This is a genomic window from Methylophilus sp. QUAN, from assembly GCF_015354445.1.
Lineage (GTDB): Bacteria > Pseudomonadota > Gammaproteobacteria > Burkholderiales > Methylophilaceae > Methylophilus.
The window spans coordinates 685979-710148 of record NZ_JADKYT010000002.1; the positions used below are offsets into that span (position 1 = coordinate 685979).

The 24170-nt window shown below is 49.2% G+C and carries 22 protein-coding genes; 10 read left to right on the forward strand and 12 right to left on the reverse strand.

Annotated features, from left to right (window positions below; translation table 11 throughout):
• Positions 1-42: 42 nt before the first annotated feature.
• The 6 genes from INP79_RS11715 to INP79_RS11740 all read left to right on the forward strand — a co-directional run bounded on the left by INP79_RS11715 (position 43) and on the right by INP79_RS11740 (position 6119).
• Entirely contained in the window at positions 43-810 is a 768-nt protein-coding gene (locus INP79_RS11715) for a WecB/TagA/CpsF family glycosyltransferase (RefSeq protein ID WP_194754418.1), read from the forward strand.
• Positions 811-850: 40 nt separating this feature from the next.
• On the forward strand, positions 851-1825 hold the full coding sequence (galE, locus tag INP79_RS11720; protein WP_194754419.1) for a UDP-glucose 4-epimerase GalE: 975 nt from the start codon (positions 851-853) through the stop codon (positions 1823-1825).
• 33 nt (positions 1826-1858) lie between these two features.
• Positions 1859-3271, forward strand: coding sequence for a mannose-1-phosphate guanylyltransferase/mannose-6-phosphate isomerase (locus INP79_RS11725; protein ID WP_194754420.1), 1413 nt, complete (start codon positions 1859-1861; stop codon positions 3269-3271).
• Entirely contained in the window at positions 3258-4703 is a 1446-nt protein-coding gene (locus INP79_RS11730) for a phosphomannomutase (protein WP_228519909.1), read from the forward strand. Before INP79_RS11725 ends, INP79_RS11730 begins: the two co-directional genes overlap by 14 nt.
• Before the next feature lie 357 nt (positions 4704-5060).
• Positions 5061-5564 carry a PEP-CTERM sorting domain-containing protein gene (locus tag INP79_RS11735; protein ID WP_194754421.1) on the forward strand — a complete coding sequence of 168 codons (504 nt, stop codon included), beginning with the start codon at positions 5061-5063 and terminating at the stop codon, positions 5562-5564.
• Between the two features lie 39 nt (positions 5565-5603).
• Entirely contained in the window at positions 5604-6119 is a 516-nt protein-coding gene (locus INP79_RS11740) for a PEP-CTERM sorting domain-containing protein (RefSeq protein ID WP_194754422.1), read from the forward strand.
• 68 nt (positions 6120-6187) lie between these two features.
• Here the strand turns inward: INP79_RS11740 and dapC are convergent, their stop codons facing one another.
• Positions 6188-7375 carry a succinyldiaminopimelate transaminase gene (gene dapC, locus INP79_RS11745; protein WP_194754423.1) on the reverse strand — a complete coding sequence of 396 codons (1188 nt, stop codon included), beginning with the start codon at positions 7373-7375 and terminating at the stop codon, positions 6188-6190.
• Positions 7376-7390: 15 nt separating this feature from the next.
• Here dapC and INP79_RS11750 point away from each other — a divergent pair, with 15 nt between their 5' ends.
• Positions 7391-8302 carry a DMT family transporter gene (locus INP79_RS11750; RefSeq protein ID WP_194754424.1) on the forward strand — a complete coding sequence of 304 codons (912 nt, stop codon included), beginning with the start codon at positions 7391-7393 and terminating at the stop codon, positions 8300-8302.
• Here the strand turns inward: INP79_RS11750 and INP79_RS11755 are convergent.
• The 11 genes from INP79_RS11755 to INP79_RS11805 are packed head-to-tail and all read right to left on the reverse strand — an operon-like array spanning position 8299 to position 19940.
• Positions 8299-10086: a tetratricopeptide repeat protein gene (locus tag INP79_RS11755; protein WP_194754425.1), complete on the reverse strand. Its 1788-nt coding sequence runs from the start codon at positions 10084-10086 to the stop codon at positions 8299-8301. The genes INP79_RS11750 and INP79_RS11755 overlap by 4 nt on opposite strands.
• Entirely contained in the window at positions 10083-12068 is a 1986-nt protein-coding gene (gene mnmC, locus INP79_RS11760; protein ID WP_370583263.1) for a bifunctional tRNA (5-methylaminomethyl-2-thiouridine)(34)-methyltransferase MnmD/FAD-dependent 5-carboxymethylaminomethyl-2-thiouridine(34) oxidoreductase MnmC, read from the reverse strand. The genes INP79_RS11755 and mnmC overlap by 4 nt, the downstream gene beginning before the upstream one ends.
• Positions 12069-12077: 9 nt before the next feature.
• The gene (locus INP79_RS11765; protein WP_194754426.1) at positions 12078-13364 is read right to left on the reverse strand and encodes a cyclopropane-fatty-acyl-phospholipid synthase family protein; all 1287 of its coding nucleotides are present in this window, start codon (positions 13362-13364) and stop codon (positions 12078-12080) included.
• Positions 13365-13366: 2 nt separating this feature from the next.
• Complete coding sequence (locus INP79_RS11770; RefSeq protein ID WP_228519911.1) at positions 13367-14149, reverse strand: DUF1365 domain-containing protein; 783 nt, start codon at positions 14147-14149, stop codon at positions 13367-13369.
• Entirely contained in the window at positions 14146-15393 is a 1248-nt protein-coding gene (locus tag INP79_RS11775) for an NAD(P)/FAD-dependent oxidoreductase (protein ID WP_194754577.1), read from the reverse strand. Before INP79_RS11775 ends, INP79_RS11770 begins: the two co-directional genes overlap by 4 nt.
• Positions 15394-15402: 9 nt before the next feature.
• On the reverse strand, positions 15403-16344 hold the full coding sequence (locus INP79_RS11780; RefSeq protein WP_194754427.1) for an acyl-CoA desaturase: 942 nt from the start codon (positions 16342-16344) through the stop codon (positions 15403-15405).
• A 42-nt stretch (positions 16345-16386) separates the two neighbouring features.
• Complete coding sequence (locus INP79_RS11785; protein WP_228519912.1) at positions 16387-16926, reverse strand: lipocalin family protein; 540 nt, start codon at positions 16924-16926, stop codon at positions 16387-16389.
• Positions 16927-16931: 5 nt separating this feature from the next.
• Positions 16932-17567: a DUF6134 family protein gene (locus INP79_RS11790; protein WP_228519914.1), complete on the reverse strand. Its 636-nt coding sequence runs from the start codon at positions 17565-17567 to the stop codon at positions 16932-16934.
• Positions 17560-18336: a DUF1295 domain-containing protein gene (locus INP79_RS11795; protein WP_194754428.1), complete on the reverse strand. Its 777-nt coding sequence runs from the start codon at positions 18334-18336 to the stop codon at positions 17560-17562. Before INP79_RS11795 ends, INP79_RS11790 begins: the two co-directional genes overlap by 8 nt.
• The gene (locus INP79_RS11800; RefSeq protein WP_194754429.1) at positions 18333-18857 is read right to left on the reverse strand and encodes a DUF2878 domain-containing protein; all 525 of its coding nucleotides are present in this window, start codon (positions 18855-18857) and stop codon (positions 18333-18335) included. Before INP79_RS11800 ends, INP79_RS11795 begins: the two co-directional genes overlap by 4 nt.
• Positions 18858-18887: 30 nt before the next feature.
• A complete protein-coding gene (locus INP79_RS11805; protein WP_194754430.1) occupies positions 18888-19940 on the reverse strand; it encodes a cyclopropane-fatty-acyl-phospholipid synthase family protein in 1053 nt (350 codons plus the stop codon).
• Between the two features lie 155 nt (positions 19941-20095).
• On the opposite strand from INP79_RS11805, the gene INP79_RS11810 reads away from it, so the two are divergent.
• The 3 genes from INP79_RS11810 to INP79_RS11820 all read left to right on the forward strand — a co-directional run bounded on the left by INP79_RS11810 (position 20096) and on the right by INP79_RS11820 (position 23888).
• On the forward strand, positions 20096-21898 hold the full coding sequence (locus tag INP79_RS11810) for a PQQ-binding-like beta-propeller repeat protein (protein ID WP_228519916.1): 1803 nt from the start codon (positions 20096-20098) through the stop codon (positions 21896-21898).
• Positions 21899-22161: 263 nt separating this feature from the next.
• Positions 22162-22677 (forward strand): FxDxF family PEP-CTERM protein, encoded by a 516-nt coding sequence (locus INP79_RS11815; protein WP_194754431.1) that lies wholly within the window; start codon positions 22162-22164, stop codon positions 22675-22677.
• Between the two features lie 314 nt (positions 22678-22991).
• A complete protein-coding gene (locus INP79_RS11820) occupies positions 22992-23888 on the forward strand; it encodes a hypothetical protein (protein ID WP_194754432.1) in 897 nt (298 codons plus the stop codon).
• The last annotated feature ends 282 nt before the right edge of the window (positions 23889-24170 follow it).

Sequence of the window (24170 nt, forward strand, 5' to 3'; positions counted from 1 at the left end):
TTTGCCTTCGCCCCATAGGTAACATCAACTTAAGTTAAAGATATGATTAATAAAATAGAAATGTTTGGTATTACCATCCACAAGTTTTCGATGAAAGAGACAGTCGATGTGCTACAGGAATGGCTGCAATTCGGAGGCAACGACTGTAAATATGTTGTTACACCCAATGTAGACCATGTTGTGCAGTTGGAGAAAAATTCAGCATTCAAACAGGCTTATGCCCATGCCGCTATGGTTGTCGCAGATGGAAAACCAGTTGTGCTGGCGTCAAAACTGCTGGGTAAACCATTACCGGAAACCGTGCCTGGCAGTGACTTGGTGCCGAATATATTTACCCGTTTTCAACAAAACAATTTGCCACTCAGAATATACTTACTTGGCGCCATGCCTGGTGTAGGTGAAGTAGCTGCCGCGAATATCAAATCACAATGGCCAGTGGTTGAAGTGGTTGGTATATTGAGTCCGGACTTTGGTTTTGAGAAAGACAGTGATTATTGCGAGCGGATTTGCCAATCCGTGGCAAATGCCAAAGCAGATTTACTGGTCATCGGCCTGGGGGCGCCCAAGCAAGAAATCTGGGTGGATAAATATGCACATAAGCTGCCTGTCAAAGTCGCGTTGTGTGTTGGTGCCACCATTGATTTTCTGGCAGGCAACAAACCCAGGGCTCCGATGTGGATGCGCAAGTTTGGCCTGGAGTGGCTACATAGAATGTGTTCAGAGCCGAAACGCCTGGTAAAAAGATATTTAGTCGATGCAATTATTTTCCCCAAACTCTTCTTTAGGGAGTGGATGGCGCCTAGAAAATAATCTTGATGCCTATCAATAGTTTTAAATGAAAGCCGAATAAATGCGAGTGTTAGTCGTAGGCGGAGCAGGTTATATTGGCTCACATATGGTCAAAATGTTGCTGGGTGCCGGCCACGAGGTGATCACACTGGATAATCTGTCTAGCGGTCACCGTGATGCGGTGCTAGGTGGCACCTTTGTGGAAGGTGATTTGGCAGATCCAGCATGCCTGAGTCAAGTATTTAAGCAGCATCAGCCAGAATCGGTCATGCATTTTGCCTCTTATATTCAGGTTGGAGAATCTGTGCGCAAGCCAGACATCTACTACCGCAATAATGTGACCAATACGCTGAATTTGCTGGATGCCATGTTGCAGTTTGATGTGAGGAAATTCATTTTTTCATCCACCGCAGCGGTATTTGGTGAGCCTGATTACGTGCCGATTGATGAAGCCCATCCTAACCGCCCATTGAATCCTTATGGACGCTCAAAGTGGATGATTGAACAAGTGCTGGCCGACTATGACAAAGCGTTCGATTTACGCTCAGTCTGCTTGCGTTACTTTAATGCAGCAGGCGCTGACCCTGAAGGTCAACTGGGTGAACGCCACGATCCAGAAACGCATTTGATTCCATTGATCCTGCAGGCGGCCTCTGGTCGACGCGATAGTATTCAGGTCTTTGGTCGTGATTACGACACACCTGATGGCACCTGCATTCGCGACTATATTCATATTGTAGACCTGTGTTCTGCACATTTGGCAGCACTGGAATACTTGAATAAAGGCGGCGGTAGCGATCGCTTCAACCTTGGTAATGGCTCCGGATTTTCTGTACAGGAAGTCATTGATGCCGTACAAAAAGTATCAGGCAAACCGGTCACGGTGATTAACGGCCCAAGGCGTGAAGGGGATCCAGCCAGGCTGGTGGCCGATGCCAAACGTGCAAGAAATATACTGGCATGGCAGCCCCGCTTTACTGATCTGGAAACCATCGTTGCGCACGCATGGCAGTGGGAACGCAAGCAGTTAAATTAACGAATTCAAAATACAGGCATAAGGTTGATACAGATGAAAATTGTTCCAGTGATTCTTTCTGGTGGTTCCGGCACTCGTTTATGGCCTTTATCACGTGCAGTATTGCCTAAGCAGCTGTTGCCCTTGGTCACTGAAAATACCATGCTGCAAGAAACGCTGCTGAGGCTTTCCAGTTGGGCCGATGTGGAGTCGCCAATTGTGGTATGTGGCAATGATCATCGCTTTCTCGTCGCAGAGCAGTTGCGTTTGGTTGGCCTCAATCCAGAAGCCATTGTGCTGGAGCCTGTCGCGCGCAATACGGCACCTGCCATCGCAGCAGCGGCCATTGCCCTCAAGGATAAAGAGGTCTTGATGCTGGTATTACCAGCAGATCATGTGATTACCGATGTAGCGGCCTTTGAAGCTGCCGTACGTCGCGCCAGTGTGGCCGCAGAGCAGGGCAGGCTGGTGACGTTTGGCATTAAACCAACGCACCCTGAAACGGGTTATGGTTATATTCAATCGGGCAACACACTTGGTGATGCCGAGGGTTGCTTTGAAGTGGCGCGTTTTGTAGAGAAACCTGATGCAGCCACAGCACAGCAATACCTGGATGCCGGTAACTTTAACTGGAATAGCGGGATGTTTTTGTTTAAACCGGCGGTCTTCCTGGGCGAGTTGCAACAATATGCGCCTGCCATGGTGAGCGCTGTGTCCAAAGCGGTTGAACAAAGTTACAAAGACCTGGATTTTGTGCGCCTGCACGAAGCCTCATTTGCTGAGTCACCTTCAGATTCGATTGACTACGCGGTCATGGAAAAAACCAAACTGGCAGCGGTTGTCCCGGCAAGCATGGGCTGGAATGATGTTGGCTCTTGGACAGCATTAAAAGACGTGCAGCCAAATGACGAGGCGGGCAATGCTGCACGTGGCGATGTGTTTCTGAAAAACGTCAAAAACACATTGATACGCGCCGAGCATAGATTTGTCGCTGCCGTCGGCGTGGAAGATTTACTGATTGTAGAAACCGGTGATGCAGTGCTGGTGGCGCATCGGGACTGTGCACAGGATGTAAAAAACATTGTCGATCATCTCAAGGCCAGTGGTCGGACCGAGCATCAGGTGCATCCACGCGTTTATCGCCCATGGGGCTGGTATGAGGGCATTGATGTCGGTGAGCGCTTCCAGGTGAAGCGGATTATGGTCAAACCTGGTGAGAAACTGTCGCTGCAAATGCACCATCATCGCGCCGAGCACTGGGTGGTCGTGAGCGGGTCAGCCATGATTACCGTCGATGGTCAGACCAAGCTGTTTACCGAAAATGAATCGACCTACATCCCGATTGGCTCCACACATCGCTTGGAAAACCCAGGCAAATTACCATTGCATTTGATTGAAGTGCAATCTGGCAGCTATCTGGGCGAAGATGATATTGTCCGTTATGAAGATACCTATGGCCGCAACTAAGATGCAAGGTACTGATGTGTTACAAGCAGTGATGCAGCAAAGCGGTGTGGCCTTTGGCACCAGTGGTGCCAGAGGATTGGTGACTGCCATGACAGACGAGGTGTGTGCAGCTTACACGCAAGCGTTTATCCAGACACTCAAGCAGTCTTTTAACTTTAAGCAGGTGGCGATTGCCATTGACTTGCGTCCCAGCAGCCCAAGAATTGCCACCGCTTGTGTCGCGATGCTTGAGCAGCTAGGTCTGGAGGTTGTTTTTTGCGGGGCGATTCCCACTCCGGCGCTTGCCTTGTTTGCACAAACGCGCAATATACCTGGCATCATGGTGACCGGCAGCCATATTCCATTTGACCGTAATGGCCTCAAGTTCTACCGTCCTGACGGTGAAATCAGCAAGGCCGACGAAAGCGCCATGCTGGCATGTGAGTTGCAGCCATTTGCCGGAGTATCATCTGCTTTACCGGCAGAAGATCTCACAGCCAAAAATGCGTATATCCAGCGCTATAAAGACTTGCTGGGCGAGGGCACCCTCGCAGGCCAAACACTGGCAGTGTACCAACACTCCAGCGTTGGCCGTGATTTGATGCCACAATTACTGCGCGAATTAGGTGCCGAAGTCATTTGCCTGGCGCGCTCGGATACCTTTGTCCCGATTGATACCGAGGCAGTTTCTGCAGAGGATATGCAGAAGGGATTGGATTGGGCCAAGGAATATTCTGTAGACGCAATTATTTCAACCGATGGCGATGGTGACCGCCCTTTAATGAGCGATGAAAAAGGGCAGTGGTTACGTGGTGATATTGTGGGGTTGCTGACAGCACACGCACTCAATATCACGCATCTGGCGGTGCCTGTCAGTTGTAACACGGCCATCGAGACCAGTGGCGCATTTAAGCAAGTCACACGCACACGCATAGGTTCGCCTTATGTAATTGCTGGCATGGAAACGTTGCAAGAAAACGGCGCCAGCAGCGTGGCCGGTTTTGAAGCTAACGGTGGCTTCTTGTTAGGCTCAACCGTGCCGGCCTACCCAACATTGGCACCACTGCCAACCCGTGATGCAGTATTGCCTGTGGTCTGTCTGCTGGCACAATCAAAACGCCAAAACCAACCGCTTTCTGCGTTGGTAGCCTCATTGCCGCAACGGTATACGGCTAGTGATCGCCTGCAAAATTTTGCAACAGAAAAAAGTAAGGCCTTGCTTGAAAACTGGTCCAGTTCAGCACAACAAATGTTGCAAGCGCTGAATCTGGATGAAACGGTTTCCAGTGTTGACGCCACGGATGGCCTTAGAGTGACCTGTCAGTCAGGCAACATCGTTCATTTACGTCCATCAGGTAACGCGCCAGAACTCAGGTGTTATGTCGAAACTAACTCCGCAATATCGTCAAATCAACTTGTTGATGTGATTCTGAAACAGCTGGCTTGCCTCTAATCACTTACTATCGCATTTAAAATAAAAGAATCACGTCAGAAATATAGTCCCTACTGTCATATTTCTGACAAATTCTTTTGCTATGTTTTGTAAAGTCCCGGTACAATAAGTGCATTGAAATGGTGCATTACACGCAACACCTTTCAAAATGGTGGTGCAATTCAAACATATTCTAAAATTTCAAGCACCTGCCACCCATTGAAAATTAAATACAAATCAATGGGTTATAAAAAAACAAAGAACCTGGTCTATTTTTTGCTTATTAACAATCATAAAGTGATTGGTCAATTTGGGCTATATAAAAGTAGCTCTCGACATAATAAGATGACCACAATTCACTTTCCGAGGAGAAGTAGCATGTTTATGCAATGGCTAAAAAATGTATCAATTGTGACCGCATCTGTTGTTGCGTTCACTGGCAATGCGAATGCCACCAACGTCACTTTAAGCTATGGTGACACCCCTTTACTCGTCTCTGTAAATCGTGATGCAGGCGTCATCGGTGCGTTTAACTTCACGGATATTTATGACTTATTTATTGACCCCTCCTTAACATTCTCTCTTCCATTTACTTTCAAAACGACAGAGCTGGAAGAGCCTGCATACAACATCGTGGATGGAACCTTAACCTATGGTCTCTATGACTCCTCCAATACATTGCTGACTGGGCCATATCTCTTAGCAGCAGGTGAGTCTTACCAGTTAAGGGTTTCTGGCACTGCTGACGGATTTAGCGGTGGACAATATTTCTTAAGCACCAATGTGAGCACTCCAGTACCTGAGCCAGACTTGGCCTTGATCATGCTGGCGGGCCTGGGCATGATTAGCCTGGTGTCTGCGCGTAAATCACATTCTGCTTAAATTAAAAGGTTTTTTGTTTTTTAATTTAGAGGAGAGGATATGAAAGTATCTAATGTATTGGGATCTATGGCCTTAATTTCTGCCATCAGCTTCTCACATCAGGCGTTTGCGACGACAAACGTGACTGACTTGGGCGACTTGAATGCTGGCCCGGTGGTTGATCAATCCTTGTTGCAAATTGACGGTTTGTGGTTGCCAGATCTATACAAGTTTGATTTGAGCTCTGACTCCACGGTGACTGTGGACTTCAAAGCGCTTTTGGGTATTGGCATTGGTTCAACATTTAGCCTGTATGACTCCTCAAATCACTTTATTTCTTCATACAACATTCCATTACTAACATTTGGTGCAACAACGACCTTCACTTTTGCCAATCTGGCAGCCGGCGATGACTATGTATTCAAGTTCAATCCTGGTGCATTGAATGTGACTTTGAAAAACAAACTGACTTTCACTGCGTATGAAACCGTGCCAGTACCAGAACCAGAAAGCAATGCATTGATGCTGGTTGGTTTGGGTATCATTGGTTTGATCGCTCGCAGAAAATTTGCTTAATTTTTGCTTGCAACAAAAAAGCCGGTTTGCATTTGCAACCGGCTTTTTTGTTTTTAACACATGCCTTACTATAAGTAGTCTTTGATTCTTTGAGCGGCAGCGATGGTTCCTTCTGTCGACGCCACTAGCGCCATACGAATAAAACCCTTGCCGGGGTTTAGGCCATGCGCTTCACGCGCCAGGAAAGAGCCTGGCAATACCGTAATATTCAACTCCTGGTATAACTGCCTGGCAACAACGGTGTCGTCTTGTTGTGTGTTAATCCACAAATAAAATGCTGCATCCGGCAATTGCGTGTGTGGCCAGACGTGTTGCAACAAGGGCGTCACAGCGCTGAATTTTTCACTGTATAAAGCACGATTATGAATCACATGCGTCTCATCATTCCAGGCGACGACACTGGCTGCCTGCACGGCCGGGTTCATGGCGCAGCCATGGTAGGTACGATACAAGGCAAACTTTTCAACAATATCAGCATCGCCCGCTACAAAGCCCGAGCGCATGCCTGGTACGTTTGATCGCTTGGACAGCGAGCTGAACATGACGACACGGCTAAAGTCGCGCCCAAGCTGATGCGCAGCCTGCAAGGCACCTACAGGTGGGTTATTTTCATCAAAATAGATTTCTGAATAACACTCATCCGACGCAATGACAAACCCATATTGGTCAGACAGTTCAAACAGGGTTTTCCAAGCCTGGATATCCATGACCTTGCCGGATGGGTTACCCGGGCTGCATACAAACACTAGTTGTGTACGCTTGAGGATATCCACCGGCACTTGTGTCAGGTCCATGACAAAGTCGTTGTCTGGCGTGGTGTTGATAAAGTAGGGTTGCGCACCAGCCAAAAAGGCGGCACCTTCATAAATCTGGTAAAACGGATTAGGAGAAATCACGACTGGTTGCTGGGTAACACTGGTATCGACCACCGCTTGCGCAAATGCAAACAATGCTTCTCGACTGCCATTCACCGGCAGAATCGCTTTATCGATATTGAGTGCCGGTATGCTATAGCGACGTTGCAACCACTGATTAATCGCTTCACGCAGGGCAGGGATCCCGATTGTGGTAGGATAACTGGCCAATCCCCCCAGGTTGCTGGCGAGTGCGCCACTAATGATACTCGGTGTGGCGTGTTTAGGCTCACCAATCGACAGATTGACAGGGCTAAACGCCGGATTAGGCGTCAGGCCCTGAAACAGATCACGCAGGCGCTGAAAAGGATAAGGTTGGAGTAGGTTTAAATTTGGATTCATAGGTGTGTATTATAAGTGAGCCTGTCACATAAACAAAAAGCTTCCGGGCAAAAATATACAGCCTCAGCGGCATTGATCTATGGTGCGTTGTGCTGGGGTGTTATCTGGTATCCCTACCGCCTGCTCAACGATATTGGTCTGTCTGGCGTGCAATCCAGCTTGTTGAGCTATAGCCTGGCGTTGCTGATAGGTGGCATGCTGTTTTGGCGGCGATTCACATGCATCCTGCAAGTCCCGGCCTCTGCCTATTGGTTGAGCCTGATTGCAGGCTGGACCAACCTGGCCTATGTGCTGGCGATTATTGACGGTGAAGTCATGCGGGTGATGCTGCTATTTTACTTGTCGCCACTGTGGACCTTGTTACTGGCGAGAGTTTGGCTGCATGAGCCCTGGCATAAACCGCAACTACTGGCCATTGCATTATCGTTATTAGGCGCCGTTTTAATGCTAACCAACGGGCAATGGATGTGGCCCTGGCCGCAATCCACCTCGGACTGGCTGGCGCTCTCTGCCGGAATAGGTTTTTCTTTAACCAATGTCATGACCCGCTTTTCCACACATTTGACGATTGCAGCTAAAGGCATGCTGGTGTGGCTGGGCGTCTTTGGCTTATCCCTATTGGTATTATTCTGGCAATCTGGCATCGCTGGCCTTGCATTTATGACGGCATCACTCTTCACTTCACAAGTGGCAATCACGCTATTGGTGATTGCCTTATTGCTGGTTTCAGCGACCTTGCTAGTGCAATATGGCGTGACTAAAATTCCGGCGATTCAGGCATCCGTCTTGTTTATGACTGAGTTGATTGTTGCAGCGGTTGCAGCCTATTTCCTGGCGCACGAAACAATGTCAGCGATGGAAATGATAGGCGGCTGTTGCATTATTGCCGCAGGCATATTATCTGTCAGTGTCGGCGAGTCTGACTAAGCGCGAGACAGCAATTGCCGATAAGCCTGCTCCAGTTGCAGGCAGAATGTGTGCGGCTCAAACAGCACACCAGCCTGGCTTTTCACTTTAGACTTGAGCAATGCCAGTGCGCTTGCATCATGCGCCAAAGTGATAGCGCGCTGTTCAAGCGTCGCCCAGTCGGCACAAATGCATTCATCCAGCCCGATATGCTTGAGCAAACTGGCACTGACCCTGGCCGGGAACGTGTCGCCAGCCAGCGTGAGCAGGGGAATCCCTTGCCATAAAGCATCACTGGCGGTGGTATGCGCGTTATAAGGCGCAGTATCCAGCATCAGGTCGGCATGTTGCTGCCTGGCAATATGCTGCGCAATGTTGGTGCGTGGCGCAAACACCAATCGATCGGCAGTAATGCCAGCGGCTTGCGCCTGCTGTTGCAGATGCCGTGTGGCCCACTGGTTACATTGTAATAGCCACAAAACACTATCTGGCACTTGCTGCAGAATACGCATCCAGCCAGTAAACACATCCGGTGTGATTTTAAAACTCTGGTTCAAGCAACAAAACACGAAACCCTGTGCAGGTAAGCCATGCTGTTCGCGTGTACCAGCCTCAGCCATGGGGCGTTGTGCATTGTTTGCCTGATAGCATGGCAATACCACGGGCTGCTCGGCCAACTCCACGGCGTTCAAGGTGTTATCTACAATAATGGCATCAAATAATGGCCTGCCATTTACCAGGCCCATACTGCCGGGATAGCCCAGCCAATTAATGTGGGCGCGGGCAGGGCGGTAGGCGGCGACGCCGCTACGGCTATTTTGCGTATAGCCCGTTAAATCAACCAGGACATCTATCCCTATGCGCTGCATATGTGAAGCGACTGCAGCATCTGCCATGCTGGTGATATCTACCCAGTGATTGGCTGCGGCAAACAAGGCGAGACGCTCATCTGAGTGGTCGTCTTTGCTGTTGCTATATAAAAATACTTCAAACTGGTGTGAATCATGCGCAGCAATCACATCCGTGACTAAATAAGCCAGTGGGTGACGGCGGAAATCAGAAGACAGGTAGGCGACTTTGATGCGCTGCTGATTGACTGTTTGGCTAGCCTGTGGCGAAGCTGCCAGGGGCTGGATATGGCCATAATGCAACTGTGCCCAATTGCTTGCGCATGCCAGTTGCTCTGTCGCCGTGGTACCCGGCATCGCCAAAAACGCAAACGGCGGAATCTGCGCCTGGGGATTGTGCGTTAATGCAGCACGCACCTCGGCAATGGCAGTATCCAGCCCTTGCCAGTCTGCCATATGTTGTTTTTGATGAATCCAGTGCACTTTGGCATGTAGCAGGTGAGGATCCAGCTTGATCGCCTGTGCATACGCCGCTACGGCTAAATCCAGCTGGCCTTGTTCACGGTAAGCATTGCCCAGGTTGTTGTGACACTCGGCATCGTCAGGTGCCAGAGCCAGGGCATGCTTGTAATGTTGAATCGCCAGGGCATTGTCACCCAGCTTGCGCAGGCTATTCGCCAGGTTGAAATGTACATCGGCCTGTTGCACATCTTGTGCCAACGATTGCCTGAAATATTGCGCAGCGGCAGCCTCATTCCCGCGCAAACTGGCGACGTTGCCAAGTTGCATCAATATTTGCGGATGATCCGGCGCCCAACGTAGCGCCTGAAGAAATGCCTGTTCTGCATCCTCAGCTTGCTTAAGTACCAGGTAGTGTCGCCCCAGTTCATAATACAGCTCAGGATCTTGTGGCGTGCGCGCCAATTGCTGCTTTAACTGCTGAATGCTGTCATTCATGCTGATGCCTGATCATTGAATGGATTGAGCAATGATTTCCAACCCAGTTGCTTGAATAAATGACGCTGCGGATGCAAACCCGCCCAAAAACTGTCTTCTGTCAGTTGCGGCAACTGGGTGCCAAAATCGCTTAGCAAGCGCCTGGCCAGCATGGCGCCACAATAAGGCGCTGTCATCAGGCCTTTGCTGCCATGCGCGACATGCACATATAAACCTTGCGGCGCAGGTAATGCTGCAAAATCGCTAATAGGCGCCTCTTGTGCATTCAACGTTGCTGTCGGCAGCACAGGCCCGACATAAGGCAAATAGTCCGGTGAACCGCACCTGGACGATGCGCGCGCATAAGTCACGTCTGCGGCGCTGACATGATCAAAATGCGGACTTAACTTGCCCACCATGTCGAGGTTACTCAAGTTATCCTGCTCGCGCACCTCGGTGCTACAATCACCCGGGGCAAAAGTAGCCCCCATCGCATGTTGACCTTTAAACAAGGGCGTCAAATAACCATCGCCACATAACACGACCTTGAGGGCCTGCATAGATGGCTGCCCGGCAATCATGCCCATCTGGCCGCGCACCGGATTCAGCCACATGCCACTACCAGGCAATAGCTTGGCCGCGTCTGCCGCATTGCAGACAATCACAGCATCAAAGTAATCATTGATTGCGCCAGCCTGATGACTCAGCTGCCAACCTTGTTTTTGTAGAGACAATTGACGAATATCCTGCTGCAGATGCAGCGTAATATTGGCATGGTCCATCATTCGCGCACAGGCTGTGGCTGGATTCACCCAGGCACCCGCAGCAAAGTACAGGCAATCATGCGTCAGACTAACCCCAGCCTGCACGCTGGCCTGAGCCGCATCGAGTTGTTGCAACAAGCCTAATGCTGCATAGCGGCTGGCCACTTTTTGTACCCGCTTATGCTCGCGCGGGTTACTCCCCAGCTGTAACAAACCACAGACTTGAAAAGCCTCTTCACCCAAATTAAGGCTGGCATAATGCCGCACACTAAAACTATAGCTGCGCCATGCCAATTGATCATTTTGCGGTTTTTCGGCATTCAGCCTGGGGTAGAGCATGCCTCGGGGATTGCCAGAGGCGCCATTGGCAATCTGCGCGGCACGTTCAAACACATGCACCTCGCAGCCTAAACCGGCTAACTGCCAGGCGGTACTAGATCCAGCAATACCGGCCCCAATAATCGCCACTTTAGGCAATGCTGCAGCGGACTGTTCGGATAACGGCCATGCGCCGCATAACATTTCACGTTTTTTGCCAAATCCGCGTGTTTTTTCAACCTGAAAGCCAACCGCTTGCAAACCACGCTTGACCAGTCCCGCACTGGTAAACGTGGCAAATGTGGTCCCGGCATGGGCGCATCTGGCCATACATTCAAATAAATAAGGCTGCCACATTTGAGGGTTTTTCGCCGGGGCAAATCCATCCAGAAACCAGGCATCAGCCTGCAGTTGTAGCTGCGGTAATATCTGCTGACTATCGCCGATATGCAAGGTCAAACTGGCAGAAAATGCAGGTAGCTCCAGCTGATTAATGCCTGGTTGCAACAAATGATATTGCTGGCATAAAGCCTGGCTCATGGCAGCGAGCTCTGGGAAATGTGCATGCGCCATCTGCAGGTCTTGCAAGGTAAATGGCGCAATTTCAATACTGACAAAATGCAGATGGGCATTCGCCGGTGCGGTTTCCTGCCACAGTTGCAGGGCCGCCAAAAAGTTAAGGCCACTGCCAAAGCCGGTTTCAACAATCACAAAATGGCTGGGGCGGTCGGTCGGCAATTGCTGCCATCTGGCCTGTAACTGGTTGTGTTGCAGAAAGACATGACGTGTTTCAGCCAGCCCATGCTGTGGATGATCCGGGTTGACTGAGAAATAAACATCATCGAATTGTGTGGAGTAGGGCAGGCCATCCCGCCACTCCAATACTGCATGCGTGCTCATGGCCGCAAGTTTATCACGCACACAATAGCGTTACACGCGCTGCTTGATCCGGTAACCAGGTTTTGCCAGTAACAGATGCACATCACCCAGCGCACACTCGGCAAATCCGCCCTCACAATAACTTAAATAAAAATCCCACATGCGAATAAACACTTCGCTATAGCCCAATTTTCTCACTGCTTCTATATTGGCAAAAAAATTCTCCCGCCAGTGGCGCAAGGTAGTGGCGTAGTGCAGGCCGATATCCTGCAAATCCACTAATCGCAAATCGCTGCTACGGGTCATACTGGCCAGCATGGCAGTATTGGAGGGGATGTTAGAGCCCGGGAAAATATAGCGCTGGATAAAGTCTACCGAACGAATCGCACTGTCATAACGCTGGTCGGCAATGGTGATGGCCTGAATCAAAGCCACGCCATCAGGCTTTAGCAGTTGGCTGACCTTACTAAAATAAGTATCGTAATACTGGTGCCCGACAGCTTCTATCATCTCAATCGAAACCAGCTTGTCATACTGCCCTTGCAATTGCCGGTAATCTTGCTTGAGTAGCGTAATCTGCGCCTGTAAGCCCTCAGCGGCAATGTGTGCTTTTGCCAACACATATTGTTGCTCAGAAATGGTCGTGGTGGTGACTCTGCATCCATAGTGTTTGGCCGCATAAATAGCAAACCCGCCCCAGCCAGTGCCTATTTCAAGCACATGATCATGAGCGGTCAGTTGCAACTTGTCGCAAATGACCTGTAACTTACGTGCTGACGCTGCTTGCAGTGTCGTCGCCTCTGTATCAAAAATCGCCGACGAATACATCATGCTCGGATCCAGAAACAGCTTGAACAAATCGTTACCCAGGTCATAATGCGCCGCAATATTTTTTTGGCTTCCAGCTTCGCTATTACTATTCAGCCAATGAAAAAGCTTGAGTAGCGGTTTGCTCAGCCACTGATAGCCGCCTTCCAACGTATCAGTCACTGCTTGATTCAGCACCATCAAGCGAATGACATTGGTGAGTGAATCCGCCTGCCAGTAACCCAGCATATAAGCCTCACCGGCGCCAATACTGCCACCGAAGGCAATTTCACCATAAAAGCGTGAATCCAAAATGGTGATGGTTGCGACAGGTGCTTGTGTCGATGCTTGACCAAACACATATTTCTCAATGCCATCAATCACCGTGAGTTGGCCCACTTTCAAGCTGGCCAGACGTTTGAGCACTTGCGATTTGGCCAATGTGGCTACCCATCTGGCACGGCTTTTAGATTTGAGCGGTGCAGTCAGTGTATCCATGATGATGGGGGGCGAAGAAAGTTCAGACTTCATGGTCAGTCTCCAAAACGGGAATGCTGGTCAGGGTGTGAATAAAAAGGAGTTCTTTTAAGCCATAGGCGTAGTGCTTGCCAGTAGATCGCCACAATGACTTTCAGGGTCATCCATGGATAACTGAACAACAGCCTGTTCAACGTGCTGGCTTGCCAGGGCTGGCGTTGCAGTTTTAATGTGGCATAAAACATGGCCTGCGCTTGCTGCCAACTTTGCATATGGACACTGAGCGTCGCATCAGGCGGTGAAAACTGCCATTGATATTGAATATCCATAGGCATAAAAGGCGACACATGAAAGCTTTTTTGTAGTTCAAATAACAGTGACCGGTCTTGCTTCACATCATGCACATACGCAAATTGCGCTTTCCACGGTGTATTGGTGATATGACTGACAATTGCCTGTAATTCACCAGCCTGATCGTGGCAGTAATAAAAACTGACCGGGTTAAAGCAAATGCCCCAATAACGGCCATGGGTGAGCAAACCTATGCGCCCTAAAGGTCGTTGGCCGGTGTGTTGCTCTACCAGGTCACGCACACAAAGATCCAGTGGTTTGTCAGTGGCGCCTAAATAATCCTCACGTCTAAAGTAAGCTAAGTTCGGTTTAAGATATGACCATAATCGATTGTTTTCAAACAATAATGGCAACTCTTCCAAATCCAGGTAAAGCATGAATAAGCGGTATTTAAAGCCATGCAGCCTGGGCTGCAAACGCTGATGGCTGACCCATCCGGTGTAGATGGCGCTACGCGTTACTCGTTGAGGCATGCCTGGGGCAGTCATCGCATCGCCACCTTGAAGTGATCAATGGCAGCCAATGCACTGACAACGCCGTCTTCATGAAATCCGTTGCGCCAGTAGGCACCGGCGTAGCCTGTGCGGTTATGGCCGCTGATATCGGCATGTCTGGCCTGCGCACGCGCGCCTTGCAGAGTATAAAGCGGATGACGATAATGCAATTTTTTGATGATTTTGGCCGGATCAATCGCATCGGTATAGTTGAGTGTGACCAGTAAAGGCTCAGCGGATTGTATGCCTTGCAGAATATTCATATTGTAGGTGACTTGTACCTTGCCACTCGGGCTCGGCGTAACATGGTAATTCCAAGCCGCCCAGGCAAGCTTGCGCTTGGGCATCAAACGCGCATCGGTATGCAGATACACCGTATTATCCTGGTAAGGAATCGCGGCCAGGATGTCAGACTCGGCAGCAGTCGCCTCCACGCCCAGAATACGCAGGGCTTCATCGCTATGGCAGGCAAAAAACACATAGTCAAACGTGAGCGACTGGCCGTTTTTGGTGTTTAGCGTCACGCCTTGTGCATGCCGCTGCACTGATGCCACTGGACAATTGAGCTCGATGCGATCACGGTAACCAGCCGTTAGCTTTTGCAGATAGGCCGCAGAACCGCCAACGATGGTCCGCCATTGGGGCCGCTGGTCTATAGTGAGCATGCCATGGTGGTGAAAAAACCGCACAAAAAAGCGCGCAGGAAATTGCAGCATTTGCTCGGCATCGGTAGACCAGATAGCTGCACCCATAGGGATAATGTAATCGCGGATAAATTGCCGGGAATATCCATGCTGTTGCAAATATTCGCCGAGTGCAATTTCTGTCCCAGGAGCTAACAGGCTGAGAGACTGTTTGTTAAAGCGCAGGATATCGCGCACCATGCGGTAAAACGCCGGGGAGAGTAAATTTCGCCGCTGCGCAAACAGGCTGTTAAACGTGGTGCCATTGTACTCAAGACCGGTTAACTCGTTACGCACGCTGAAACTCATGCTGCTATCACGCCAGGCAACGCCGGCTTCACGCAGCAGGCGTTCAAATTGCGGGTAGGTTTTATCATTGAAAACAATAAAGCCGGTGTCTACTGCATGGGTTTCGCCGCCGACCTCTACCTGATGGGTATGCGTATGTCCGCCAATATAGTCATTGGCTTCAAACAGGGTAATCTGGTGCTGTTGATGCAAATGGTAGGCAAGGGTGTTACCAGCAATGCCGCCACCGATGATTGCGATATTCAACCCCATGGATTAAGGCCTTTCTACCGCACGTTGATCACGCACGTCGACCGGCACTTGCTTGAGGTTCCAGATGAGTCCCATGGCCTCCAGCACCTTTAAGCCATAGTAGGTGAAATCAATCTCCCACCAATAAAACCCCTGTTTGGCTGAGCCCGGAAAATGGTGGTGATTGTTATGCCAGCCTTCGCCCAGAGTGAAAATAGCGATCAGCAAATTGTTGCGGCTGTGGTCACGTGTGGCATAACGACGGCTGCCCCAGACATGGGCCAGCGAGTTGACGCAAAATGTGGCGTGATACAAAGCAATCGTAGACACGACAAATCCCCACACCAATAGCTGCCAGCCATTTGTCTGCAATCCAGGCGCATACTGACTGAGCAGCTCGCCCAGGCCAAACAAGCCAAATGCCAGCGCAATAGGGACCAGGCTATCAAAACGATCCAGCCAGCAGAGCTCTTTGAATCGAGTCAACTCACGGACACGATCCACCTGTGTTTTAAAGTTGGCATGACTTAAAAACCAGCCCAGGTGGCTCCATAAAAAGCCATGCTGGTGAGGGGAGTGTATATCTTGCGGCTGATCGGCATGTACATGGTGGCTGCGATGATGTGCCGCCCACCACAACGGGCCTCGCTGCACGGCCATCGCACCAATTAATGCAAACACGAATTGTGCAATCCGCGAAGTTTGAAAGGTTTTGTGCGCAAAATAACGATGATAAAACCCCGTCACGGCAAACATGCGCACCACATACATCAACAAAGCAAACATGACAGCAAATGGGCTCCAACCGACCCATAACAGAGCAAGCAAGGCAATATGCAGCGCGACAAAAGGCAATACCCGCCACCAGTCTATGCTCTCAGCATTGGCATATGCCGGGGGCTGGTATTGCTGATTATCCAGCCAGCCTATCAGCCGCCAGAGCAGGCCATGCGTTCTCTGTTGCATCGTGATACCTCTCTCCAAAGTCTCATGCGTATTATTGTTGGTTTATTTTGTATGGGAATCTTGCTGCGGAAAAACGCGCAATTTGCGCACGTCATAGCCCATCGCCTCAATCCTTGAAACCAGATTGGTGTAAGTTTCCTTGTCCAGGTGTGGCGTGCGCGACATCAGCCAGACATAGTCGCGCTTATTTCTGGCAATAATGGTGTGCTGGTAATCGTCACTCAGGTAGGCGATTAAATATTCCGACTTGAATGGCCATAAAAACTGCATCCGCCATTCAGCATTACCGCTATCAGGCACCACATAGCCTGTCGGATGATAGGTTTTAACTGGTCCGTCAAAGCTGCTTTGGCGAAAACTGAAGGTGGTCGCAATACTGCCATCCGCATTTTTTTCATATCGTTCATGCGGGTTGTATGGATCCTTTTCGATCAATGTAGGAATCGCTGCGATCACATACCAGTAACCCATAAAGCGATCCAGATCCACCTGGTGCACCGTTTTGATCGTCGGCAGGTTTTGACAGGCACTTAATCCCAATAGCGTCATGATACAAATCACTTTAACTAAAATATTCATCATATTGATTAAATGGGTTTATAAACAATTTTATATCCTTCTGGCGTGACCGATTCCAGTCCCACCCATTCTTGTTTCTGGTCATACCACAAGGTAATTTTCAGCTTGTCTTTTCCTTCAAACCTGCCTTGCAAATAATATTGGTGAGCACTGATAACTTGCCCTTTGACGGTAATATTTTTAAACCCCTGATCTGTCACCGTGATATCCAGATACTCTGCATTTTGCGGATTGAGCAAGCGCGTTTGCTTGAGAATTTCCGGATTCCAGTAAGCAAATGTCATCACGCAGCCAGGCAGGAATTGCTTACGGCTATTGTTCTCCACCACGAACTGCGCATCCTGCTGCTGACCTCTGACGTCGGTGCGCGCTTTATTTTCTTCGGTATGGGCGCTGAGTTTTTTCAGGCATGGACCTTGCCAGGTTTCATCGGCTTGGTGCTGGTAGCGATAAGCATTGATAAACAACACTTTCACTTTAAAGTCTGCCCGGCTTTGCAGTTGGTTTTGGTCTAAGCTAAAACGGTGTGTGCCGATCTGCTGTTGATCGAGCCAGACAGCAAATGACCATTCTTGTGCTTGCACCATCTGACTGCACAACACGCTATAGGCTAAGGCCAAGCTTAGCGTTATGCGTTTAATCATGGTCAGCCCGCTTGCTTTTTGGTAAACCGGGGATAAACGCATTGGTCGTTGCGACATATTCGCGGTAACCTGGCCTACGCCTGTGTATGGTCTGCTCCATCAAATACACACCACTGAATTTGAGCAGTAAAAAAGTCATTAAAACGGGCGAAAACCAAATAAAGACATTGCCATCCGTCGCGGCGAACAACGCGAAGCCCCACCAGATGAGGGCCTCACCAAAATAGTTGGGATGTCTGCTATATCGCCATAAACCATGATTCATCACGGCGGCATCATGCTCGGGCTGTGCTCGAAACTGCATGAGCTGCCAATCTGCAACCACCTCCCAGTAAAACCCGATTACAAATAAAGATAAACCTGCATAGTCCAGCCATTGCAGCGGTGTATGGCTGCTGACAGCGCTGTAGACAGGATAGGAAATCAACCAGCCCAATACTCCCTGGAAAGCAAAAATAATATAAACACTCTTAAAAACGAAAAAGGGCTCGTTGTTGATGCGTATCGTTTCGTAGCGATGGTCCTCTTTCCCCCAGTTGCGCCAGGTGAGAAAAATACTCAGACGCAACGCCCACAATGTCACTGCAGCTAATACCAGCGCGGCGCGCAGTGACAGGTCGCAAGTGAATATCGCTGTCACGTAAGCCGTGATCGCCATAAACAAACTCCACATACTATCGACATGGCTGTAGTGACGTGTAGCAAAACTCAGCAGCCATCCGCAGAGCGCGAACGTCAGGATAGCGATCAGGGCGTAGTAGTAAATCATGGCAGGGCGATACCCATATGTTGGTTAAAGCGGCGGCGTATCAACAGCATCAGTGGCAAGGCCACCGCCCATTCAATGGCGATCAAAACCAAGCTTAACGTGGAGTAGGGCAGTCGCACTGCACCCAGTTTTTCGGCAGCCAAATAGGCAACAGGACCAAAAATTGCACCCAAAACGGCTGCCATAAACAAGTGTTGTTGCATCCAGCGCATGCTGAGATTCAGTGTATTCGCAAACGCCATCCACAATGCCATCATCCAAAGGGGCAGCACGGCAACATGCGCTAGCGGCAATTGAGGATGAAACTTGATCCAGCCAGCCATCAGCATGGTTTGATCAAGAATGCAGCCTGTCGTGGCAGCAAGCAGGGTGGGCACAACTTGCTGCCAACCTTCGAGCCAGTGTAATTGAGCGGCTGAAATTAAAGCCACCAACAGTAGCACGAGCCCGCCAACAGTGGAGGTTGCGGATAACACACAGACCCACCATAACAACTGAAAGCCCAGAAAATTAAGGATCATCCACTTTTGCGTTGGCATATCTAGTGTTTTCTATTTTTTTGAAAACAGATAGTGGCTCACCCACCATGTCTGGCCTTGATTGAAACCAAACAGTTCGGCACATGCCATAAAGAAAATACGCCAGCGTTGACGCCAGAGTTCAGCGTCTGCCTTGCCATAAATCGACTCTAAAACAGAGGTCAGTTCAGCATGATGTTTATCCATATTGGCAAGCCATGCATTAGCCGTTTTTTGATAATGCGTGCCGTTCCAGCGCCACTTGTTCACAATTTTCAGGTCATCCTGGAAATACAGTGGCAGATCATCACTGGGCATCATGCCACCACTAAAAAAGTACTGACTCATCCAGTCATCATCTGCTTTCACATCAAATGGATAGACCGCGTCTTTGTGCACGAATATGTGCTTAAAAAACAAACCATCCGGTTTGAGCCAACGCGCCACGCGTGCATACAACGCCTGGTAATTGCGCATATGCTCGAACATCTCTACAGACACCACGCGGTCAAATGTTTGCGTAGTATCAAACACATTCATGTCTGCGGTAATGATATTGATATTCGACAGTCCCCGTGCATTGGCTTGCTGCAAGATATATTCGCGTTGCGAGGCTGAGTTAGAAACCCCGGTAATCTGCGCACTAGGATAATGACTGGCCATCCACAAGGTCAGCGAGCCCCAGCCACAACCCAGTTCTAATATATCTAATGGCCCACCCAGGCAGGCATGTGAACAGGTTTGCGCTAGCGCCAGTTGCTCGGCTTCATCGAGTGTTTGCGTATCATGCTGCCAAAAACAGCTGCTGTATTTACGGTTCATGCCCAGACAATACTGGTAAAACGACGACGGTATTTCATAGTGCTGCGCATTGGCTTTTTCAGGTAAGAGCGCAATGTCAGCCAAGCCCATTTGCTCAATAAACTGGATCAGCTTGCACTGCATGCTTTCGCAATCCCCAGCAGCGATATCCTGCAACCTGTCCTTGCACAACGACCTGATGCCGCGACGGATTAACGCATCAGATAACATTCCCTTCTCGGCCAGCTTGAGTCCAATAGGTGTTTTTTTAGATTTAGTTGTCATGCTTATTATTATTGTACGAATTAATTGATACTGTCTATGGCCATTTCAGGCTAGATTTAGTTTCGTGGTTTAAATTTTTTTGCATCGGCTAATCCACTTCGCAAGTCCACACTTTTAAGGTGTATACTAACCTGTATAGTTTATGGGCTTTTGATATGAACCTGGCACCTCACAAACAGATTACACGTTGCATTACTGCTACCATTTGCGGCCTCTTGCTGGCCTGCACACAAGCGACCAAGCCGCAGGCACAACACAATAACCAGGTGGATTGGCCAAGTTATGGTTTAAATATGGCATCGCAGCGTTTTTCAGCGCTGTCGCAGATCAACCAAAACAATGTATCCCAATTGCAACCAGCTTGGTCTGTCGAAACAGGCGTGAAGGCAACCTTTCAGGCCACGCCTATTGTGGTGAATGGCATCATGTATGTCAGCCTGCCGTTTAACCACGTATTAGCCCTGGATGCAGCCAGCGGCAAGCCATTATGGAAATACACACACGAACGCAAAGCAGATTGGCAAATGTGCTGTGGCCCAGCCAATCGCGGCGTCGCCGTGGCAGAAGGCAAGGTCTTTATTGGCACTGTGGATGCCAGGCTGATCGCACTGGATGCACAAAGCGGGCAAAAGCTGTGGGATATTGATGTAGCAGGCAACCAGGTGAATACCGAACACCAGGATGCTTTAAGTGGCTCGGATCCGAATAAAACACGTAAAGTCACTGGCGGCACCGGCGTGGGCATCGCTATGGCGCCGGTGGTATACCGGCATAAAGTCATTATTGGTATTACCGGTGTTGGTTACGGCCTGCATATCGACAACCCGCGCAGTGATGCGCCCTTGGGCGCGGTGATAGGCGTCACCGGGCGCTATGGCCGCCCAGGTTTTCTGGCGGCGTTTGATGTCAATGACGGTCACCAGGTATGGCAATTTGACACGATACCCAAGCAAGGCTGGGAAGGGCAGTTTGCAACAAAAACCGCTGACGATAATCAATTCGATCGAGATGTTGCTGCGGAGCAAGCCGCGCTGAAAGACTACCCGGACGCTGCGCGCTTTGGCGGCGGCTCAGCATGGAGCACACCAGCCATTGATACGGCCAGCCATACCCTCTATTTTGGGACAGGCAATCCGTCGCCGCAAATGAATGATGTTTCCAGGCCTGGCGACAACCTTTACACCGTTTCGCTGGTCGCCCTGGATACAGAAACCGGCAAATACAAATGGCATTACCAACAAGTACCACATGACTTATGGGGCTATGATTTGGCCAGCCCGCCAGTATTGTTTAATTACAACCTCCAGGGAAAAACCATTGCTGCAGTCGGCCAGGCGAGTAAAACGGGCTGGTTCTATATTCATGACCGTGCCAACGGGCAATTCCTGGCTAAGTCGGCACCCTTTGTACCACAACACAACCTATTCAAAAAACCGAGCGCAGAAGGCACGATTGTCTACCCGGGCATTCTTGGTGGTGCCAATTGGTCGCCAGTCAGCGTAGATGAACAGCAGCAAAAGGCTTATGTCGCGGCGATGCACAGCCCGATCAAATACAGCGTGCACGAAACTGAAGTCAGCGCAGGTGAAAAGCCAATCCGCTATGCTGCCAGCGAACCAACAGACGATGCGCGCTGGGGCTTACTCAGTGCAATTGACCTTAAATCCGGGCAGATTGCCTGGCAACACAAAACCAGCCAGCCTTTGGTAGGTGGTGTGCTGGCCACGGCGGGCGGTTTATTATTTTGCGGGGAGGGCGATGGAAAATTCGCCGCCTATGACAGTCAAACCGGGCAATCGTTATGGCAGTTTGCATCGGAGTATGGCGTCAATGCGCCACCGATTACATATCAAATCAATGGCGAACAATATATTGCGGTGGTCAGTGGCGGTAATTCGCTGTTTGGTTTCAAGCAAGGTGACCGTATTTTAACGTTTAAATTGCCGCCAAAGCATTAATCCCTTTTTAAAATACCAGCCAATTAAATTGACTGTCATGCATTTGTTTAATTGCTAAAAATGGCATTTTTATCTTGAAAAACAGATTGTTAGATTTACAGAATGTAGCGTAAACAGTTAGAATGGCTGCGATTTTGAAATTGCAGTTTTATGATTATAAAAATAAGCCGTGGAGTAGCCCGTTAGTACTATTGTGTATCTAACAGTTGTCACAAATAATGATTATAGTTTTTTAGTTAGTATTCATCCTTGGAGAAGTCATAATGTTTCAAACCTTGAAAAAAATGGCAATCGCTGGCGTATTCGGCATTGCATCTATGTCTGCAGCACAAGCGCAAGACTTTGGCGTTTATACCACCAGCCAAAGCCTGGATTTCGTTCGCCTGATCGCTGATGCAGATTTCACAAAAAATACTGGCGCTTTGAATACCAGAGGCCCATATTTTGAAGATATTTATGAAATCAACCTGACTCAGGTGTCTGATTTTTCATACAGCATCACAGAAATCACCACAGGCAACAATGCACAGTATGACGTAACATTCATGAACTATGGTTTTTATGATGCAAACGGCGAAGCCGTGACCACATTGACTAACCTGGCTGCTGGTACTTATTTCCTGACTGCCACAGGCAAACTGTCTGGTTCTTTGGGCGGTGACTTCAATGTCAGCTTTAACATCAATCCACTGACACCAGTACCAGAAGCGGATACATACGCTTTGATGCTGGCTGGTTTGGGTTTGATGGGTTTGGTTACTCGTCGTAAAACTAAATAAGCGCTCGCTTATTTAAGCAGTTTTAAAAGGGCTCTTTGAGCCCTTTTTGCTTTTCAAGCCTACCGCAACATAGACCTCATTGATGATTAACCAATCGGCCATTGAACCGGCGCATAGCTTCCCCTCATGCACCCATTTATTCCTCCCACCATCAACAACCAAATATTTACATATGTTATATTAATTAATGTAAAATGTTAACAAGTGTTGTGCATAGGTGAGGGAAGATATAACAAATCCATGAATCCACTTGCGCATGATCTTTATAGATGTCATTGATATTCAATAGATTTACTACTTGAGGAGAAGAGGTTATGCGCGCTAAATTTGGTTTGCTGGCAGCAGCAGTCTCACTGGCGCTTGTGTCTCAAGGCGCACAGGCGATGAGTTATGCAACAGCCACATTGGGGCCGGTGACGGTGACCCTGATTGATTTAAACCCGCTAGACAGCATTTTGCCCAGCATTAACTGGGGCAATAATACCTACTACGGCTACAGTAACTACACCTATGTCTATGCTTATGACACGGCCAATGGTAATTTCCCAACTAATGGTGCATTGGGCACCTATATTGGTTCAAACAACAGCTCAAGTACAAGCACTGCGCACAGTGCGGCCACATCAAGCATTAGCAGTGGTGGCGATGAAACCAATATTAATGGTATGAGCATGGCCTCTTATGGCTATGCTGACGGCACCACCGTGGCTGGCAACTATTGCTATTTTCAGGGCGGCTCTTACGCGCCTTATTACAACTACGATACGTTTACACTGGGCGCGTATACCGGCGTGGTGTTCAGCGCCAATGTGAGCGCCTCTGCCAGCACAACCGTAGGTTACCAGGATGGCTGGGGCAATGAAGCTGCCAGCGCCTCCTCAGTGCTGAATGTATGGGGGACGCAGCCATCAGGTAATTCAGGCTCACAAAGCAGTTATTCCAGCATCAGTGCTAATGCCAGTTACGACGCTGTGTGGAACAACCAAACACAAACCTATGACTATATCGGCCAGAATGATGACAAGACCGACGTATTGGGCGCCGCATATATCAACTACACAGGCAGCGATAAAGTCGGCTACCTGCAAGTCAACACTTATGTCAGTGGTATTAGCTATGTCGCCAGCGCCGTACCGGAATCCGACGCATACGCATTGCTGATGGCAGGCATGCTACTCATCAGCAGCATCGCACGCCGCAAATCCGAATAGTAGCAACGTCACCCTCTCGTGACTTTTAGGGCTCTTGTAGCCCTTTTTTTATTGCCGCGCCTGATTCATGCTTTGCCTTATCTCAGTCGATCTTAGCCGGAGAAGAGCAGATATCCCTGCGCAAGCGCTGCGACTATTTCCCAATATCCTATTACTCACATAATTTAATTGATACAAATAAAATACTTACGTGTTTTCTTAATTTAGTATTTAATAGCTCTACAGTGCGAGCACCGGAACTGATTGATCCTTGAAGTTAAAAACAAGAAGGAGTCATAATGT

What these genes read in the sequence shown, in the direction of transcription:
- INP79_RS11715 (WP_194754418.1), top strand. Translation starts at nt 43, where the DNA reads ATGATTAATAAAATAGAAATGTTTGGTATTACCATCCACAAGTTTTCG.
- galE (WP_194754419.1), top strand. Translation starts at nt 851, where the DNA reads ATGCGAGTGTTAGTCGTAGGCGGAGCAGGTTATATTGGCTCACATATG.
- INP79_RS11725 (WP_194754420.1), top strand. Translation starts at nt 1,859, where the DNA reads ATGAAAATTGTTCCAGTGATTCTTTCTGGTGGTTCCGGCACTCGTTTA.
- INP79_RS11730 (WP_228519909.1), top strand. Translation starts at nt 3,258, where the DNA reads ATGGCCGCAACTAAGATGCAAGGTACTGATGTGTTACAAGCAGTGATG.
- INP79_RS11735 (WP_194754421.1), top strand. Translation starts at nt 5,061, where the DNA reads ATGTTTATGCAATGGCTAAAAAATGTATCAATTGTGACCGCATCTGTT.
- INP79_RS11740 (WP_194754422.1), top strand. Translation starts at nt 5,604, where the DNA reads ATGAAAGTATCTAATGTATTGGGATCTATGGCCTTAATTTCTGCCATC.
- dapC (WP_194754423.1), bottom strand. Translation starts at nt 7,375, where the DNA reads ATGAATCCAAATTTAAACCTACTCCAACCTTATCCTTTTCAGCGCCTG.
- INP79_RS11755 (WP_194754425.1), bottom strand. Translation starts at nt 10,086, where the DNA reads ATGAATGACAGCATTCAGCAGTTAAAGCAGCAATTGGCGCGCACGCCA.
- INP79_RS11765 (WP_194754426.1), bottom strand. Translation starts at nt 13,364, where the DNA reads ATGAAGTCTGAACTTTCTTCGCCCCCCATCATCATGGATACACTGACT.
- INP79_RS11770 (WP_228519911.1), bottom strand. Translation starts at nt 14,149, where the DNA reads ATGACTGCCCCAGGCATGCCTCAACGAGTAACGCGTAGCGCCATCTAC.
- INP79_RS11780 (WP_194754427.1), bottom strand. Translation starts at nt 16,344, where the DNA reads ATGCAACAGAGAACGCATGGCCTGCTCTGGCGGCTGATAGGCTGGCTG.
- INP79_RS11785 (WP_228519912.1), bottom strand. Translation starts at nt 16,926, where the DNA reads ATGATGAATATTTTAGTTAAAGTGATTTGTATCATGACGCTATTGGGA.
- INP79_RS11790 (WP_228519914.1), bottom strand. Translation starts at nt 17,567, where the DNA reads ATGATTAAACGCATAACGCTAAGCTTGGCCTTAGCCTATAGCGTGTTG.
- INP79_RS11795 (WP_194754428.1), bottom strand. Translation starts at nt 18,336, where the DNA reads ATGATTTACTACTACGCCCTGATCGCTATCCTGACGTTCGCGCTCTGC.
- INP79_RS11800 (WP_194754429.1), bottom strand. Translation starts at nt 18,857, where the DNA reads ATGATCCTTAATTTTCTGGGCTTTCAGTTGTTATGGTGGGTCTGTGTG.
- INP79_RS11805 (WP_194754430.1), bottom strand. Translation starts at nt 19,940, where the DNA reads ATGACAACTAAATCTAAAAAAACACCTATTGGACTCAAGCTGGCCGAG.
- INP79_RS11810 (WP_228519916.1), top strand. Translation starts at nt 20,096, where the DNA reads ATGAACCTGGCACCTCACAAACAGATTACACGTTGCATTACTGCTACC.
- INP79_RS11815 (WP_194754431.1), top strand. Translation starts at nt 22,162, where the DNA reads ATGTTTCAAACCTTGAAAAAAATGGCAATCGCTGGCGTATTCGGCATT.
- INP79_RS11820 (WP_194754432.1), top strand. Translation starts at nt 22,992, where the DNA reads ATGCGCGCTAAATTTGGTTTGCTGGCAGCAGCAGTCTCACTGGCGCTT.